The organism is Saccharomonospora glauca K62 (assembly GCF_000243395.2).
In the GTDB taxonomy this organism is placed as follows: domain Bacteria; phylum Actinomycetota; class Actinomycetes; order Mycobacteriales; family Pseudonocardiaceae; genus Saccharomonospora; species Saccharomonospora glauca.
In genome coordinates this window covers 631,328-645,906 of record NZ_CM001484.1, presented here as the reverse complement: position 1 = coordinate 645,906, position 14,579 = coordinate 631,328, and the positions used below count along the sequence as shown (strand labels likewise).

General features: G+C 71.2%; 14 protein-coding genes. 4 read left to right on the top strand and 10 right to left on the bottom strand.

The features are described from left to right. Positions 1–6: 6 nt before the first annotated feature. Positions 7–1,365 (bottom strand): glycosyltransferase 87 family protein, encoded by a 1,359-nt coding sequence (locus SACGLDRAFT_RS03115; RefSeq protein ID WP_005461670.1) that lies wholly within the window; start codon positions 1,363–1,365, stop codon positions 7–9. 234 nt (positions 1,366–1,599) lie between these two features. Between SACGLDRAFT_RS03115 and SACGLDRAFT_RS03110 the strand changes: the two genes are divergently transcribed. Both SACGLDRAFT_RS03110 and SACGLDRAFT_RS03105 read left to right on the top strand, forming a co-directional pair. Beyond that, the gene (locus tag SACGLDRAFT_RS03110; protein ID WP_005461669.1) at positions 1,600–3,756 is read left to right on the top strand and encodes a sigma-70 family RNA polymerase sigma factor; all 2,157 of its coding nucleotides are present in this window, start codon (positions 1,600–1,602) and stop codon (positions 3,754–3,756) included. A gap of 10 nt (positions 3,757–3,766) precedes the next feature. Next, on the top strand, positions 3,767–4,309 hold the full coding sequence (locus SACGLDRAFT_RS03105; protein ID WP_040919531.1) for a GtrA family protein: 543 nt from the start codon (positions 3,767–3,769) through the stop codon (positions 4,307–4,309). On the opposite strand, the gene SACGLDRAFT_RS03100 is transcribed toward SACGLDRAFT_RS03105, so the two are convergent. Together SACGLDRAFT_RS03100 and SACGLDRAFT_RS03095 are read right to left on the bottom strand one after the other, a co-directional pair. Continuing rightward, a complete protein-coding gene (locus SACGLDRAFT_RS03100) occupies positions 4,306–5,589 on the bottom strand; it encodes an ATP-binding protein (protein ID WP_005461666.1) in 1,284 nt (427 codons plus the stop codon). The genes SACGLDRAFT_RS03105 and SACGLDRAFT_RS03100 overlap by 4 nt on opposite strands. A 6-nt stretch (positions 5,590–5,595) precedes the next feature. Continuing rightward, entirely contained in the window at positions 5,596–6,318 is a 723-nt protein-coding gene (locus SACGLDRAFT_RS03095; protein WP_005461664.1) for a response regulator transcription factor, read from the bottom strand. A 9-nt stretch (positions 6,319–6,327) separates the two neighbouring features. Here SACGLDRAFT_RS03095 and hisN point away from each other — a divergent pair, with 9 nt between their 5' ends. Continuing rightward, on the top strand, positions 6,328–7,128 hold the full coding sequence (gene hisN, locus SACGLDRAFT_RS03090) for a histidinol-phosphatase (protein ID WP_005461663.1): 801 nt from the start codon (positions 6,328–6,330) through the stop codon (positions 7,126–7,128). Positions 7,129–7,228: 100 nt separating this feature from the next. On the opposite strand, the gene SACGLDRAFT_RS03085 is transcribed toward hisN, so the two are convergent. The 7 genes from SACGLDRAFT_RS03085 to SACGLDRAFT_RS03055 all read right to left on the bottom strand — a co-directional run bounded on the left by SACGLDRAFT_RS03085 (position 7,229) and on the right by SACGLDRAFT_RS03055 (position 12,829). Continuing rightward, the gene (locus tag SACGLDRAFT_RS03085) at positions 7,229–7,501 is read right to left on the bottom strand and encodes a hypothetical protein (protein WP_005461662.1); all 273 of its coding nucleotides are present in this window, start codon (positions 7,499–7,501) and stop codon (positions 7,229–7,231) included. Beyond that, positions 7,498–9,489, bottom strand: a complete 1,992-nt coding sequence (locus SACGLDRAFT_RS03080; protein WP_005461661.1) for a TNT domain-containing protein — start codon at positions 9,487–9,489, stop codon at positions 7,498–7,500. Before SACGLDRAFT_RS03080 ends, SACGLDRAFT_RS03085 begins: the two co-directional genes overlap by 4 nt. Positions 9,490–9,498: 9 nt before the next feature. After that, a complete protein-coding gene (locus SACGLDRAFT_RS03075; RefSeq protein WP_005461660.1) occupies positions 9,499–9,837 on the bottom strand; it encodes a type VII secretion target in 339 nt (112 codons plus the stop codon). Beyond that, entirely contained in the window at positions 9,834–10,277 is a 444-nt protein-coding gene (locus SACGLDRAFT_RS03070; protein ID WP_005461659.1) for a YbaB/EbfC family nucleoid-associated protein, read from the bottom strand. Before SACGLDRAFT_RS03070 ends, SACGLDRAFT_RS03075 begins: the two co-directional genes overlap by 4 nt. Before the next feature lie 129 nt (positions 10,278–10,406). Further along, positions 10,407–11,351 (bottom strand): hydroxymethylglutaryl-CoA lyase, encoded by a 945-nt coding sequence (locus SACGLDRAFT_RS03065; RefSeq protein ID WP_005461657.1) that lies wholly within the window; start codon positions 11,349–11,351, stop codon positions 10,407–10,409. Next, complete coding sequence (locus SACGLDRAFT_RS03060) at positions 11,338–11,913, bottom strand: PH domain-containing protein (RefSeq protein ID WP_005461655.1); 576 nt, start codon at positions 11,911–11,913, stop codon at positions 11,338–11,340. Before SACGLDRAFT_RS03060 ends, SACGLDRAFT_RS03065 begins: the two co-directional genes overlap by 14 nt. Before the next feature lie 82 nt (positions 11,914–11,995). Beyond that, complete coding sequence (locus tag SACGLDRAFT_RS03055; RefSeq protein ID WP_005461654.1) at positions 11,996–12,829, bottom strand: biotin--[acetyl-CoA-carboxylase] ligase; 834 nt, start codon at positions 12,827–12,829, stop codon at positions 11,996–11,998. A 103-nt stretch (positions 12,830–12,932) separates the two neighbouring features. Here SACGLDRAFT_RS03055 and SACGLDRAFT_RS03050 point away from each other — a divergent pair, with 103 nt between their 5' ends. Further along, positions 12,933–14,573: an acyl-CoA carboxylase subunit beta gene (locus SACGLDRAFT_RS03050; protein ID WP_005461653.1), complete on the top strand. Its 1,641-nt coding sequence runs from the start codon at positions 12,933–12,935 to the stop codon at positions 14,571–14,573. Positions 14,574–14,579 lie beyond the last annotated feature (6 nt).

Genomic DNA, 14,579 nt, shown 5'->3' with positions numbered 1-14,579 from the left:
TCCAGCCTACGGGGCACTCACGCGACGGCTCGCCTCAGGCCGGGACGCTCCGCCGCCCGCGTCCGCCACCGCGGCGGCTCGCCTGCGGCGCGTCAACCAGCGAAGCCCCAGGGCGAGCGCCAGCGCCACGGGCACCAGCAGGTACGCGCTGCCGAGGACGAACTGCCAGACCTCCCAGTGCAGTTCGAGGTTGCGGCCGTTGGGCAGCACCAGCAGCACACAACTGACGAACACGACGATCACCGAGCCCGCCAGCAACCACCGACGCCACGCCGTGGCGGGAGTCGTCCGCGGAAGCCGCGCCACCAGCACGACGATGAGCGGCACCGCCCACACCCAGTGGTGCGACCACGACACGGGCGAGACCAGCAGCGCGTAGAACGCCGTCACCAGCAGGGCGTAGAGGTGCTGTCCGCGGCGGTGGAAACGCAGCATGGCCCAGATGGCCAGCGGCGCCAGCAACGCGCCGATGCCCAGCGCCGCCGTCGACGCCCACGGCGCCAGGTCGGTGACACGGTTCAGCAGGCCGTTCAGAGACTGGTTGCCCGCCCAGTGCATCGGGCCGATCCGCCCCTGGTTGAACACCGTGTGGGTCCAAAACCGCACGGCGTCGGACGGCGCGATCGCGAACATCAGCGCCTGCAACCCGACGAACGTGCCGAGCGCCCTCGCGGCGTCCCACTTCCGACCGGTGAACAACAGGTGCGGAATGAAGATCAACGGCGTGAGCTTGACGGCGGCGGCGATGCCGACGAGCACCCCGCCCCACCGGCTGTCCTTACGGCACACGACGAGCACGTCGACCATGACCAGCGCCATCAGGATGATGTTGATCTGGCCGAGGAAGATCGTGCGCCACACGGGCTCCAGCCCCAGGAAGACGATCGTGAAGATCAGCGTGGCGCGCGCGGGAGAGGCCCACCGCGGCAGGTCACCGGCCAGGCGCGGCAGCGCCGCGATCGTCACCCGGATCACCAGCGCGAGAGCGAGGAACGAGACCGCGGCGACCAGCCCCCAGGCGACCTGCACGGGGAAGAACGCCAGGGGCGTGAACAGCAGGGCGGCCGCGGGAGGATAGGTGAACGGCAGCAACGCCCACCACGGCTCGGACCCCAGGGTGTCCCCCGCGTACAGCGGGTCGCCCTGCAACAACGTCAGCGCGCCCGCCCGGTAGACGGCGCTGTCGACCCCCAACCGCCAGTCCAGCAGCCAGCCGAGCACCCCGGCGATCACCGCCACTACGGGGAGCGCCAGCAACAGGGCCACCGAACGCGGACGGACCGACAACCTGCCGAGGGCGGCCCTCAGCGAAAGACTGGGCTCCTCACCGACACGGACGTCGGAGCCGGTGGTCGTGGTGGACATCGGGCGCGTCACCACTCGTCACACATCGACTGCCTCACGGGACAAGGAAATCACGAAAGGGTCTCGAAGGACCGAGGACCCCACTTCCGCCCCCGACGAACCATGTCGCTCGATGGAGTGACAGCGAGTGTCGCTCTCCCCGCCCGGCGTGCCCCGAGGCATGCTGCCGTCGGGCGGGTCGGCACACTGACCGAACCCCGCCCTCACGATTCTTCGCCAGCAGGGAGGACAGCCGTGACCACCGACTCCGCGGGTCCGTACGACCGCAGCGACGCCGACCTCATCGCGTCGGTCCGCGCGGGCCGGATCGAGGAGTACGGCACGCTCTACGAACGCCACGTCGAAGCCGCCGCACGGCTGGCACGGCAGCTGTGCCCGACCACGGCCGACGCCGACGACGTGGTGTCGGAGTCGTTCGCGAAGGTGCTCGACGCGCTCCGTGACGGCAAGGGCCCCGACCACGCCTTTCGCGCGTACCTGCTCACCACGGTGCGCAACACCGCCTACAGCCGGTCGAGGGGCTCGGACCGAGTGCGGCCCACCGAGAACCTCACGGCGGTCGGTGGGGTGACGGAGTTCACCGATCCGGCGGTGGAGGAGCTGGAGCGCAGCTTGGTGGCACGCGCGTTCCGGCGGCTGCCCGAACGCTGGCAGACCGTGCTGTGGCACACGGTGATCGAACAACAGAGCGCCTCCGAGGTGGCCCCGCTGCTGGGGATGTCGCCGAACGCGGTGTCGGCACTGGCCTACCGCGCTCGCGCGGGGCTGCGCCAGGAGTACCTCCAGGCCCATCTGGCGGAGACGTCGTCGCCCCGGTGCCGGGCCACGGCGAACAAGCTCGGCGCATGGACCCGCGACGGCCTGTCGCTTCGGGAACGCGCCCAGGTGGAGCAACACCTCGACCACTGCGCCCGCTGCCGGGCCCTGGCCGACGAGCTCGCCGACATCAACTCCTCGCTGCGCGGCGTGGTGGCGTTCCTCGTGCTCGGCGGCGGCGCCCTCGGTTACCTCGCCGGCGGCCCGACCCCGCCCGTCGCGGCGGCGACCACCGCCACCGCGGGCACGACGGACACGAGCACGCCGGAGACCGGACCACGCCACTTCCTGGGCGTCGCCGTGTCGGGAGTCGCCCTCGTCACCGCCGTGGCCGTCGCGTTGGCCGCGGGTGGGGTGAGCGGGGAGCCCGTGGCCCACCGGCCCCAGACCGCGCAGCCACCCCGGCCCGCGGTGTCCGAACCCGCCCCGTCGTCGCCGACCCCGGAGGGACCGACCGAGTTGCCGTCGTTTCCTCCGCTGCCCGCCCCGCAACCGCGCCCGGACTCCTACCGGCCGCGACCGACCGTCTTCCCGCCCCCGCCCCTGCGCCCGGCGCCCTCGGAGGACTCCAGGCCACCCGCCCCCTCCCCCACCGAGCCACCGAGTCGCCCGGAACCGGCTCCCGACCCCGACGAGGACCCCGGCCTCGCCCCGCCGACCAAGGCCGTGTCCCGTCCGCGGGTCTCGGCGTCCGTGCCGGACGATGGCCTCACCGTGGACGCGGGAGGCCGGGCCACCGATCTCGACGTCACCGTGCGCAACGACGGCGCGGTCACGGCGGAACGCACCGCCGTGGAGCTGACCCTGCCGCCCGGTGTGTCGGCCGTCTCACCGGACGACGGAACCGAGGTTCGGACCTCCGCGGTGTCCCCCGTCGCCTGCCCCGAGGGCGAGGGCACCGTGGTCTGCACCGTCTCCGACGCTCTCGCCCCCGACGACCAGAAGGTGCTGCGGTTTCGAGTGGCGGCCTCCCCCGAGGCCGATTCGGGCACCGCGCGAGGGCGGGTGACCGCCACCGGAGCGGCCCCGGCGCGCTTCACCGTCCCGATCACCGTCCGGCGGGACGTGGTCGAGCTCGATGTCAGCTCTGTGGGGCGGCTCGTGCGGGTCACGGTGCGAAGCGCCGGGGTGCGCGCGGCCGACGCGTCGGTGTCCCTCGACGCGCCCGGACTGGTGCTCCACTCCCACCGGCTACGGTGCGACCGCGGGGACCACACGCTGGACTGCGTCTCCCGCTCGCCACTCGATCCCGGCGACACCGCACGACTTTGGGCACACGTCCCCCTGCTCTCCGGGATCGACACGGTGACGGTCACGGCCACGATCGGGGAGGACACCGCGTCGGCCGGCGTCGACCTCGTCTCGCTGCTGGCCGAATCCGTCACCCCCGGCACCGAGGACGAGACGACGGAGGACGAGACGACGGGGCCCGCGCCCACGAGCGAGGCGCCCGTGGCCGAGACCACTTCCGCGACACCCGAGGCCGACGACGCAGGGTCACCGATCGGTTCGTCACCGCGAGAACGACGTCGGCGACCTCTCGGGGGCCGCGTTCGGCCATGTGGATCTGCGTAGACTGCGCCACGTGGCCGTCGTCGGAACCGTTCTCGCCCACCTGCCCGAACCGCTGCGCGCGCTCGCGGTCAAGCACCGGGAGCTGCTCAAGTTCGCGGTGGTGGGTGGCACGACGTTCCTCGTCGACAACGGCATCTGGTACCTGCTGAAGCTGACATTCCTGGCGCCGAAGCCCACGACGGCCAAGGCCATCGCGATCATGATCGCCACCATCGTGTCGTACATCCTGAACCGCGAGTGGTCCTTCCGCACCAGGGGCGGCCGGGAACGCGCCCACGAAGCCGCGTTGTTCTTCCTCGTCAGCGGCGTGGCCGTGGCCATCAACCTCATCCCGCTGTACATGTCGCGATACGTGTTCCACCTGGAGGTGCCTCACGTCTCGCGGTTCGTACAGGAAGTCGCCGACTTCGCCAGCGGGTCGGTCATCGGCATGCTGCTGGCGATGGCGTTCCGGTTCTGGGGACTGCGCCGGTGGGTCTTCCCCGACGAACTCGGCCGCAAGCGGCGTGACGTCCCCACCGACGACACCGCGACCGCGGGCTCCCGCCGCTAGCGCGGCACCCGCTCGACGGGCCAGTTCCCCTCGGCCACGTCGCTGGTCCTCGGCACGCGCAGGAACAGACTGAACGTCGCGGGCCGTTTCACCGACAGTTCGAGCCTGCCCCCGTCGGCCTCGGCGAGCGCGCGCGCCAACGCGAGCCCCACGCCGGTCGAACCGCTGCCGGAGAACCCGCGCTCGAACACGTGGGAGGCGAGGTCGTCGGGAATGCCCGTACCCGTGTCGGACACCTGCACCACCACGGTTCGGTTGTTGTCGTCCTTGCGCGCGGTCACCGTGACGGTGCCCGCACCGTGTTTGACGGAGTTGTCGAGCAGCACGCTCAGGATCTCGCGCAGGCGCCCCGGCGTGGCCCTCGCCCACAACCCCTCACCGACGCGCAACCGCAGGGAACGGTTGTGCCGTTTGAGCACGGGACGCCACTCGTCGGCGACCTCGCCGAGCAGCACGGACAGGTCGATGGGCTCGGCACCCACCTCGCTCGCCGCACGCGCCGCGGCGAGCAGGTCGTCGAGTACGGCGGCCAACCTGTCGGCCTGCTCCTGCGCGCTCCGCGCCGCCTCCGCCACCTCCGTGTCGGGGTGTTCCATGAGGGTCTCCAGCCGCAGCTGCAACGCGGTGAGTCGACTGCGAAGTTGGTGGGAGACGTCACCGACGAGCTGCCGCTCCCGCTGGACGAGCTGGGCGAGCGCGGTGGCGGAGGCGTCGAGCGCGTCGGCCACCATGTCCAGCTCGGCGACCCCGTATCGCCGCGAGTCGGGATGGAAGTCGCCGCTGCCCAGGCGGGCCGCGCGATCGGCCACGTGCCGCAGCGGTCTGGCGAGCCGACGGGCGGTCACGGTGGCCACCACGGTGCCCGTGCCCACGGACATCACCACGAGCAGCAACACCGCCGCCGCCACCTGCGTCTGCTGGGTACGCATCGGCTGAGCCGGGATGGCCAGCCGCACGGTGCCGTTCTGGGCTATCGGCACCGTCTCCACGACGACGTCCGACCCGAGTGGCCGTCCGTAACGCAACGGAGGCTCTCCGGGGCGGAGCACGGTGAGATTGCCGTTCTTCGGCACCGCGACCCGCACGTGGCTGAGATCGAGCTGTTGGCCGCTGGCGAGCTGGTCGTCGAGGATGGCCGCGATGCGCTGCGCACTCGACGCCAGGTCCTCCCTGGTGAGGTTGTCCACGAGGAGCCATCCGGTGATGCCCAGCGGCACCCCGAGGGCGACTCCCGTTACGGCCACGGCCGACAGGATCGCGAGCAGAATGCGGCGACGCATGGCGTCCTAGTCGGTGTTGAACCGGAACCCGACGCCGCGAACGGTGGCGATGTGTTCCTCACCCTGTCTGCGGGCCGTCCCGTTGGCCGCCCGCGCGAGTTTGCGCCGTAACCACGACATGTGCATGTCCAGTGTCTTCGACGTCTTCGAGGTCTCCGGGGAGAGGTCGTTCCACACCTCGGAAAGGATCTCCTCCCTGCTGACCACCTGCCCGGCCTTGGTGAGCAGCACCCGCAGCAGTTCGAACTCCTTGTTGGCCAGCGAGATCTCCCTGCCGTCCACGGTGACGACCCTGGCACCGACGTCCATGCGCACACCCCCGGACTCCAGTACCTCCGGCGCACGCCGGCGCAGCAGCGCGCGAATGCGCGCGAGCAGCTCGGCCAGGCGGAACGGCTTGGCCACGTAGTCGTCGGCGCCCGCGTCGAGCCCCACGACGAAGTCCACCTCGTCGGTTCTGGCGGTCAGCATCAACACCGGCAGGTTCTGGTCGGTGGACCTCAGCCGCCTGCACACTTCGAGACCGTCCATGCCCGGCAATCCCAGGTCGAGCACCAACAGGTCGACCCGACCCCGAGTCGTGGCGTCCAACGCCGACGGTCCGTCGGACACCACCGTGACCTCGTACCCCTCCCTGCGCAAGGCGCGCGACAGCGGCTCGGCGATCGCCGGATCGTCTTCGGCAAGTAGGACCACGCTCACCTTGCCAACCTTACGGCGACCCCTCATGAAACCATCGTGACCGTGTTGGAATACTCCGTTGACCTCGCCTTGGCGAAGCGGCTGGCGGACGCCGCCGACTCGATCACCACGACGCGTTTCCGCGCGCTCGACCTCAATGTGGACCGCAAGCCCGACCGGACCCCCGTGACGGACGCCGACACGGCCGTCGAGGACGCGGTACGTGAAATCCTCGCTACGGAGCGTCCCGAGGACGCGGTGGCGGGCGAGGAGCGTGGGGGCTCGGCGACGGCGCCCGGCCGGGTGTGGGTGATCGACCCCATCGACGGCACGAAGAACTTCCTCCGCGGCGTGCCGGTGTGGGCCACGTTGATCGCGCTCGTGGACGACGGTGTCCCGGTGGTCGGTGTGGTGAGCGCCCCACTGCTCGGCAGGCGCTGGTGGGCCGCCACCGGCCGGGGAGCGTGGCTGCGCGACTCGGCGGGCGAGCGCCGGATCTCCGTGTCGCGGGTCTCCACGCTGGAGGACGCGACGGTCTCCACCACCGACCTCGGCTCCTGGGTCGAGTACCACTCGCGCGAGGCCTACCTGAGGCTCGTGGACGCCTGCTGGGAAAGCCGGGCCTTCGGGGACTTCTGGCAACACTGCCTCGTCGCGGAAGGAGCGCTCGACATCGCGATCGAGCCGATCGTGAACCCGTGGGACGTCGCGGCCGTGCGCGTGCTGGTGACCGAGGCGGGCGGCCGGTTCAGCGACCTCTCGGGCGCGCCCCGGTTCGACGGAGGCTCGGCGCTGTCCACCAACGGCCTGCTGCACGACCGCGCGTTGGAGCTCGTCGCCACGCCCGCCGAGTCCTGACGCGGTGGGAGGCGCGGCGTCCTCCCGGCCTCGGCCGCGCGAGCTCATCCCTCGCCGGATGCCGTCACCGCGGGGCTCGGCGAGGCGCACCGCGCCCGGCTCAGGGCAGCACGCCGACGGCGCCCCTGGCCACCTGCGCCCACGCGAGTCTGCCGAAGAGGTAGTGGCAGGCGACCTGCTCGTTGGTGAACCGAGCCCAGTCGTAGCGGTTGCCCTGCTCCCGCCAGAAAACCTCCCACGCGACCTCGCCGTCCTGGCCCTCGTCCTCGGTCCGGAGCAGGCACCAGGCGTTGTCGGTCTCGCTGCCGACCGAGACCACCTCGCCGGGCACCCCCACGGCGTCCAGCCAACGCTTGATCGACTCGCTGTTCATGCCCTCTCCTCGAACGTGATGTCCGCCAGGTGGCCGAGCACGACGAGCTCGGCCGCCGAGTACACGGTCCGGTAGCGCACCCCGCCGCCGGGTTGACCGAACCACGGCGCCGAGACCGCCTTCCACGCGGGCATCCGCTTGACCACCCGGTAACGGCGGTATCCGCTGTCGAGGTAGCGGGGTGGCAGGGAACGCGACGCGAACCGAGTGCCGTCGGCGGAGAAAACGCGACCGTGCGCGGTGCCGAAACGGTCGAGCACGGTTCCCTCCTCCAGCAGGACGGGCTCCCCACGTTCGTGACAGCCCTCGGGGAACCGCTCGGGCGGCGGCCAGGCGTACTCGGGCTTCTCCCCGTCGCGCACGAGGTAGCGACGGTTCCACTCCGACTCGGAGTTCTCACCGAGCGGGTCGTACCCCTCGGTGATGTCCTCCGGCACACCGGGCAGCACCTCGGCGGGAGGAGGCGCGGGCTTCCGGCCGCCTCCCCGAAGCTCGGCCAACGCCCGTTCGACCTCGACCGTGTCGGATTCCGGGTGGTCGTGAGGCGGAAACCGCAACACCCCGCACGCCGTGTCGCCCGAAGGCACGGGCAACTGGCGCGCGGGTCGGTCGGAGGGCACCGGCAGGTGCCCGATCGGAAACATGTGGACGACGAACAGCGCGACGATGCTCTCCCGCTCCTTCCGCGGCGCGCCCACGGCGACGGCGGCGGCGCCCGGATGCGGCGCGGGAGGCGGGGGCTGCCCGGCGGGCGACTGCCGCGGCTGCTGCGGGTGCCCTTGGGGTGGCTGCGACGCGGGCGCCTGGACCGGTTGCTGCGGATGCCCCCGCGGCGGTTGCGGCGGCGCGGGTGTCCCCTGCGGCACGTACGGCACCGCCGGGTTCCACTGTGCCGCCTGGTACCGCCCCTGCGACGCGGGAGGCACGTACTGCGCGGCGGGTTGGTTCGAGGCCACCGCGTACCCACCCCACTGCGGCGACGCGTACGGCGCCGGACCGGGCACGGGGCCCGGCATCGGATTCGGGGAGACGTTCGGCATCGGGCTCGCCATGGGGTTCGGCATCGGGTTCGGCACGGCCGAGGGCGCGAACCCGGACAAATGGGTCTGCCCCTGCTGCAGCGGGGCCACGGCATACGGGGCCGGGGCCCCGGCCTGCCCGAGAACCGTCCCGCTGGGAGGAGTGGGCGCGTCGGCTCCGAGACCGGGAACGGCCCGCTGCCCGCTCGGCGGGGTGGGAATCTGCGAGATCGCGATGGGTCCGGTGTCCTCTGTGGAGAGTTCGTCGGAGGCGGTGTCCTCCGTCGACGGTGGCTCCTCGCCGGAGGTTCCCTCGTCGACGTGCTCGCCGGGAGTGCCGGCGGCCTCCTCGGTGTCACGAGTTTCCCCGGTCTCCTCGGGCTCGGGAACTTCACCGAGCTTCGAGGCGTCGGGGGGCACGGCGTCGATCCCGTCGGCTCCTGCCTCCACCCCTGGCCGCGGGAGCGACTCCGCCGGAGCGGCCACGGAGTCCACCAGGTCACGGGTCACCGCACCGAGGTCGCCCGCCGCGCCCCGCAACATCGTGTCGAGCCCGAGCAACGCCGACGGATGTCCGGAGTCGGCGGCCACCACGACGGCGTCGAAGGTCTTCGCCGCGTCCACGAGCCGCCGCACGAGTTCGACCTTCGCCTTGCTCACCTGCTCGGCGGCGTGCTCCAACCGGTCGGCCGCCTGCGTGGCGCCACGCGTCACCTCGGCCAGCAATCCCGAGTCGGCGTCACCGAGCGAGGCCCAGCGCTGCCGAACGGTCTCCGCCACGGCCCCGCTCAGGGCCTTGAGAGCTCCGACGGCGCACGCGTCCGCGTCACCGGCGAGCGTGGTCAGTTCCCGCGCGGCTCTACGCCACGACTCGGCTTGCTCCCGGAGCGCGTCCTCGTCGGCCTCGGGCCAGCTCACCCCGATCGCCCGTGCGACGGCGGCCAGTTCGGCAGGCAGTTCGATCCCCATCGGCCCGCCTCACCCCGCACGGTCCGGTTCGTCGACCGCCCGCACCTCGTCGGCGGCGGTGGTGTCGGCGGCGACGTACGCCTTCGCCGCCTCGGCCAGGGCGGTGCCGAACTCCTCGAACTCACCGGCCAGCCGCGCCAACTGTTCCCTCGTGCGCTCCGCCGCCTCGACGTGCCCGGCGGCGAAGCTCTCGCCCACGGCGTCGGAGCCCCACGGCGTGGGGGTGGCGTCCAGGACGTCGGCCAGCTCCCCGGCCACGGCACGCACCCGTTCGGCCAACGTCGCGAACTCCCCCGCCCGCGCGTCGAGCCCGTGCGCGTCGATCCCGAAGCCGCCCGACTGACTCATCGTGACCTCGACCATTCGCTGTCGTCGAGCCAGTTCTGGTCCTCGAACGTCTCGTCGGACTCGTCGGCAGCCTCCTCGACGGCGAGTTCGGACGCGGTGAGGTCGGCGGTTCCGGACAACAGCGCGCCCGGATCGACGTCGCGTCCGAGCGCGGCAGCCATGATCTCCTCGGCCCCGCAGAACGCCTCCGCGGCGGCTTCCCTCGCCGCGCGCACGATGTGAGCCGCCAGCTCCGAAGGCCGGTACCGCGTGTAGGCCTCACTGTCGAGCACGAGATCGGTGAGTTCGCCACGGGCCCCCACCGTCGCGGTCACCATCCCGTCGGCGCTCTGCGCCGACGCACTGACCTGCGCGAGCCGTCTGTGCACGTCCGCAAGCTGTTCCCTGCTGCGACGATAGTCGGCGAGCAGTTCCTCCACCTGCGCCCGGTACTCGGTCACGGCCCCTCCCCCGACTTTCGAAGGGTCACTGACGACAGCAGTGGCCCCGAGTTGGACGCACGCTGCGCCGGATCGGTTCCCCGGTGCTCATCGGCATTCGCCGCGATCGGCTTGACGAGTGAGGCGCCCTCATCCCGCGAGCGCGCGGACGACCCGAGACGGACTCGGCCTGCCCAGCTTCCCGGCCATCCACACACTGGTCTCGACGAGAGCGTCGAGATCGACGCCGTGTTCGACACCGAGTCCGTCGAGTAACCATACGAGGTCTTCGGTGGCGAGATTGCCGGTGGCCGACTCCGCGTACGGGCAGCCCCCGAGGCCTCCCGCCGAGGAGTCCACCGTCGTCACTCCCTTGCGCAGCGCGGCGAGGGTGTTGGCCAACGCCTGCCCGTAGGTGTCGTGGAAGTGCACGGCCAGGTCGCCGATCGTGACCCCGGCCTCGGTGAACGCGTCGAGCACCCGTTCGACACTCGCCGCGGTGGCGACGCCGATGGTGTCGCCGAGGGACAACTGGGAACAGCCGGCGTCGAGCAGCCGCTTGCCCACCGCGACCACCTGCTCCGGCGGAACAGCGCCCTCCCACGGGTCGCCGAAGCACATGGACACGTAGCCCCTGACGTCCAGGCCCGCCTCCCGCGCCCGGCCGATCACCGGCTCGAACATGGCGAACTGCGCGTCGAGACCGGAGTTGAGGTTGCGCCGGGCGAAGGTCTCGGTGGCACTGGCGAACACGGCGATGTGGGTCACGTCCGCCGCGAGCGCCCGGTCGAGCCCCCGCTCGTTGGGCACCAGCACTGGGTAGCGCACCCCGTCGTGCCGATGCAGGCGAGCCAGCACCTCCTCGGCGTCGGCGAGCTGCGGCACCCACTTGGGATGCACGAAACTCGTCGCCTCCAGCGTCGTCAGTCCCGCTCCGGCGAGCCGGTCGAGGAATTCGAGCTTCACCTCGACGGGCACGACCTCGGCCTCGTTCTGGAGCCCGTCGCGGGGCCCGACCTCCCAGATGGTCACCTTCGACGGCAGCGAATCGGTCGAGCCGATCCGCTCCGGAAGTCCGAGTTCACGCACGCCCATAGCGCTCCCGCCATTCGACACCGGATTCGTGACCGCCCGCACGCGGGGCGTCGTAGTCGTCGTAGGGATTGTCGTTGACCTGGCGGTAGATGTAGGTGTGCATCTTCTCGACCTGCGGGATGTCGTCGAACGTCAGCGGTTCGTCCGACGCCGACTCGATGACGAGCGTGCCGCAGCCGAAGATGCGGTCCACGAGCCCGTGCTCGAACCGCACGCTGTTGATGCGCTGCATGGGGATGTCGATGCCGGTGCGCTTGATCACGCCTTCGCGGACGATGACCCGGTCCGTGGTGACGACGAAGTGCGTGGTGCGCCACCGGACGAACGGCACGAGGAACAACCAGATCACCAGGATGCCGCCGACGGCGGCGACGGCGATGGTGGCGACCGTGTCCCACGGCGACTCGAAATCCTGGGCCCGCCACCCGAGCCAGCCCCCCGCCACCAGGGTCACCAGCAGGACGATCACGGGGAAGATGAGCATCTTGAAGTGCGGATGCTTGTGCGCGACGACCCGCTCACCCTCGCTGAGCAGACTGTCGGGATAGGCCACCTCGAACACCCCCACCACTCGTGCTTCGCCGTGCTGCTCACCGTACCGCGTGTGACGGCGATTCACGCGCACGTTCGGAACGGGACGCGAACTACCTCGGCACCGGCCTCAGATGCACCACGTCGGCGGCGAACACGGTGTGCCTGCTCCCGTCCTCCTCGTCCACCACGAGAGCACCGCTCGCGTCGACGTCGACGGCCGTGACCAATCGGGACCGTCCGCCCGCGACCTCCAACCGCACCTGCTGTCCGAGGGTGTCGCAGCGCTCGCGGTAGGTGTCCAGCAGCCCGGCGGCCGCGAGATCGCCGTGCGCGTACCGCCAGGGCAGTTCCCGCTCGTGCAGCGCGGCCAGCAGCAGAGCGGCGAGGTCGGTGCGGTCGGTGATGCGAGCCCCCTGTTCGGCGAGCGAGGTCACGGGCAGTCCGCCGGGCCCCGGACGCACCCGCTCCCGCAGAGGGAGCACGTTCAGGCCGATGCCCAGCACCACGGCCTGTTCGTCGGAGGAGACGGCCTCGGCGAGCACCCCGGCGCACTTCGCCCGCTGCGGGCCCGCGAGGAGGTCGTTGGGCCACTTCAACACCGCGTCGACCCCGAGTTCGGCCGTGAGGTCGGTCAGCGCGAGCCCCGCCACGACGGCGAGCGACCCGAGGGCCGCCATGGGCACCTCGGTGGGTCGCAGCAGCACGCTCAGGTACAGGCCCTGTCCCGGCGGCGAGGCCCAGCTCCGGCCCCTGCGTCCCGATCCGGCCGTCTGCTCCTCGGCAATCAACACGGTGCGGTCCGGCTCCCCCTCGACCACCGCCGCCCGCAGGTCGGCGTTCGTCGAGCCGGTCCGGGCGACGACGTCGATCGAGGGATAGGGCCCGACGGGCGCGAGCAACTGCGAACGCAACCGGCCCGCGTCGATGTGTCGTGGCGCTGTCACGAGCCTCACCCTAGACAGCGGAGAGTCGTTTGCACCTCGCCCCCGGTGAGATTGCCTACGCGAGACGCCTGTGAGGGGCCTCCGCTGATTAAGCTCTGCGACCATGAGCAGCGCGACGGAGCCACTCGGGACGCCACCAGCAGACGAGCCGGACATCCACACCACGGCGGGCAAGCTCGCCGACCTCTACCGCCGCGACTCGGAGGCCGTCCACGCGGGCTCTGCGCGAGCCGTCGAACGGCAGCACGCCAAGGGCAAGAAGACCGCCAGGGAACGCATCGACCTCCTGCTCGACCCCGGGTCCTTCGTGGAGCTCGACGCGCTGGCCCGCCACCGCTCCACCAACTTCGGCCAGGACCGCAACCGGCCCTACGGCGACGGCGTCGTCACCGGCTACGGCACCATCGACGGCCGCCCGGTGTGCGTGTTCAGCCAGGACGTCACCGTGTTCGGTGGCTCGCTCGGCGAGGTCTACGGCGAGAAGATCGTCAAGGTCATGGACCTCGCCATGAAGACCGGCCGACCGATCATCGGCATCAACGAGGGCGGCGGCGCGCGCATCCAGGAGGGCGTGGTCTCGCTCGGGCTCTACGCCGAGATCTTCCGCCGCAACACGCACGCCTCCGGCGTGATCCCCCAGATCTCGTTGATCATGGGCGCCAACGCGGGTGGCCACGTCTACTCGCCCGCGCTCACCGACTTCGTGGTGATGGTCGACAAGACCTCGCAGATGTTCATCACCGGTCCCGACGTCATCAAGACGGTGACCGGTGAGGAGGTGACGCTGGAGGAACTCGGCGGCGGGCGGACCCACAACACGAAGTCGGGCAACGCCCACTACCTCGCCTCGGACGAGGAGGACGCCATCTCCTACGTCAAGGAGCTGCTGTCGTACCTGCCGTCCAACAACCTGTCCGAGCCTCCGGTCTTCGACTCGCCCGAGCCGGGTGAGGGCTCCATCGCCGACGGCGTGACCGACTCCGACCGCGAACTCGACACGCTGATCCCGGACTCCGCCAACCAGCCGTACGACATGCACGAGGTCATCTCGCGCGTCGTGGACGACGGCGAGTTCTGCGAGGTCCACGAACTGTTCGCGCCCAACGTGATCGTCGGCTTCGGCCGGGTCGAGGGACACAGCGTGGGCGTGGTGGCGAACCAGCCGACCCAGTTCGCGGGCTGCCTCGACATCAACGCCTCCGAGAAGGCGGCGCGCTTCGTGCGCACCTGCGACGCCTTCAACATCCCGGTGCTGACGTTCGTGGACGTCCCCGGCTTCCTGCCGGGCACCGACCAGGAGTGGAACGGCATCATCCGCCGGGGCGCGAAGCTGCTCTACGCCTACGCGGAGGCCACGGTGCCCCTGGTCACCGTCATCACGCGCAAGGCCTACGGCGGCGCGTACGACGTCATGGGCTCCAAGCACCTCGGCGCGGACATCAACATCGCGTGGCCCACGGCCCAGATCGCGGTCATGGGCGCCCAGGGCGCGGCCAACATCGTGCACCGCAAGCGGCTCGCCGAGGCGGCCGAGAAGGGCGAGGACGTCGAGGCGCTGCGGGCCCAGTTGATCCAGGAGTACGAGGACACGTTGTGCAACCCGTACGTCGCCGCCGAGCGCGGGTACGTGGACAGCGTGATCCCGCCGTCCCACACGCGCGGCCACGTCGCGCGGGCACTCCGGATGCTCCGCGACAAGCGCGAGACGCTCCCGCCCAAGAAGCACGGCAACATCCCCCTGTGACCGCCG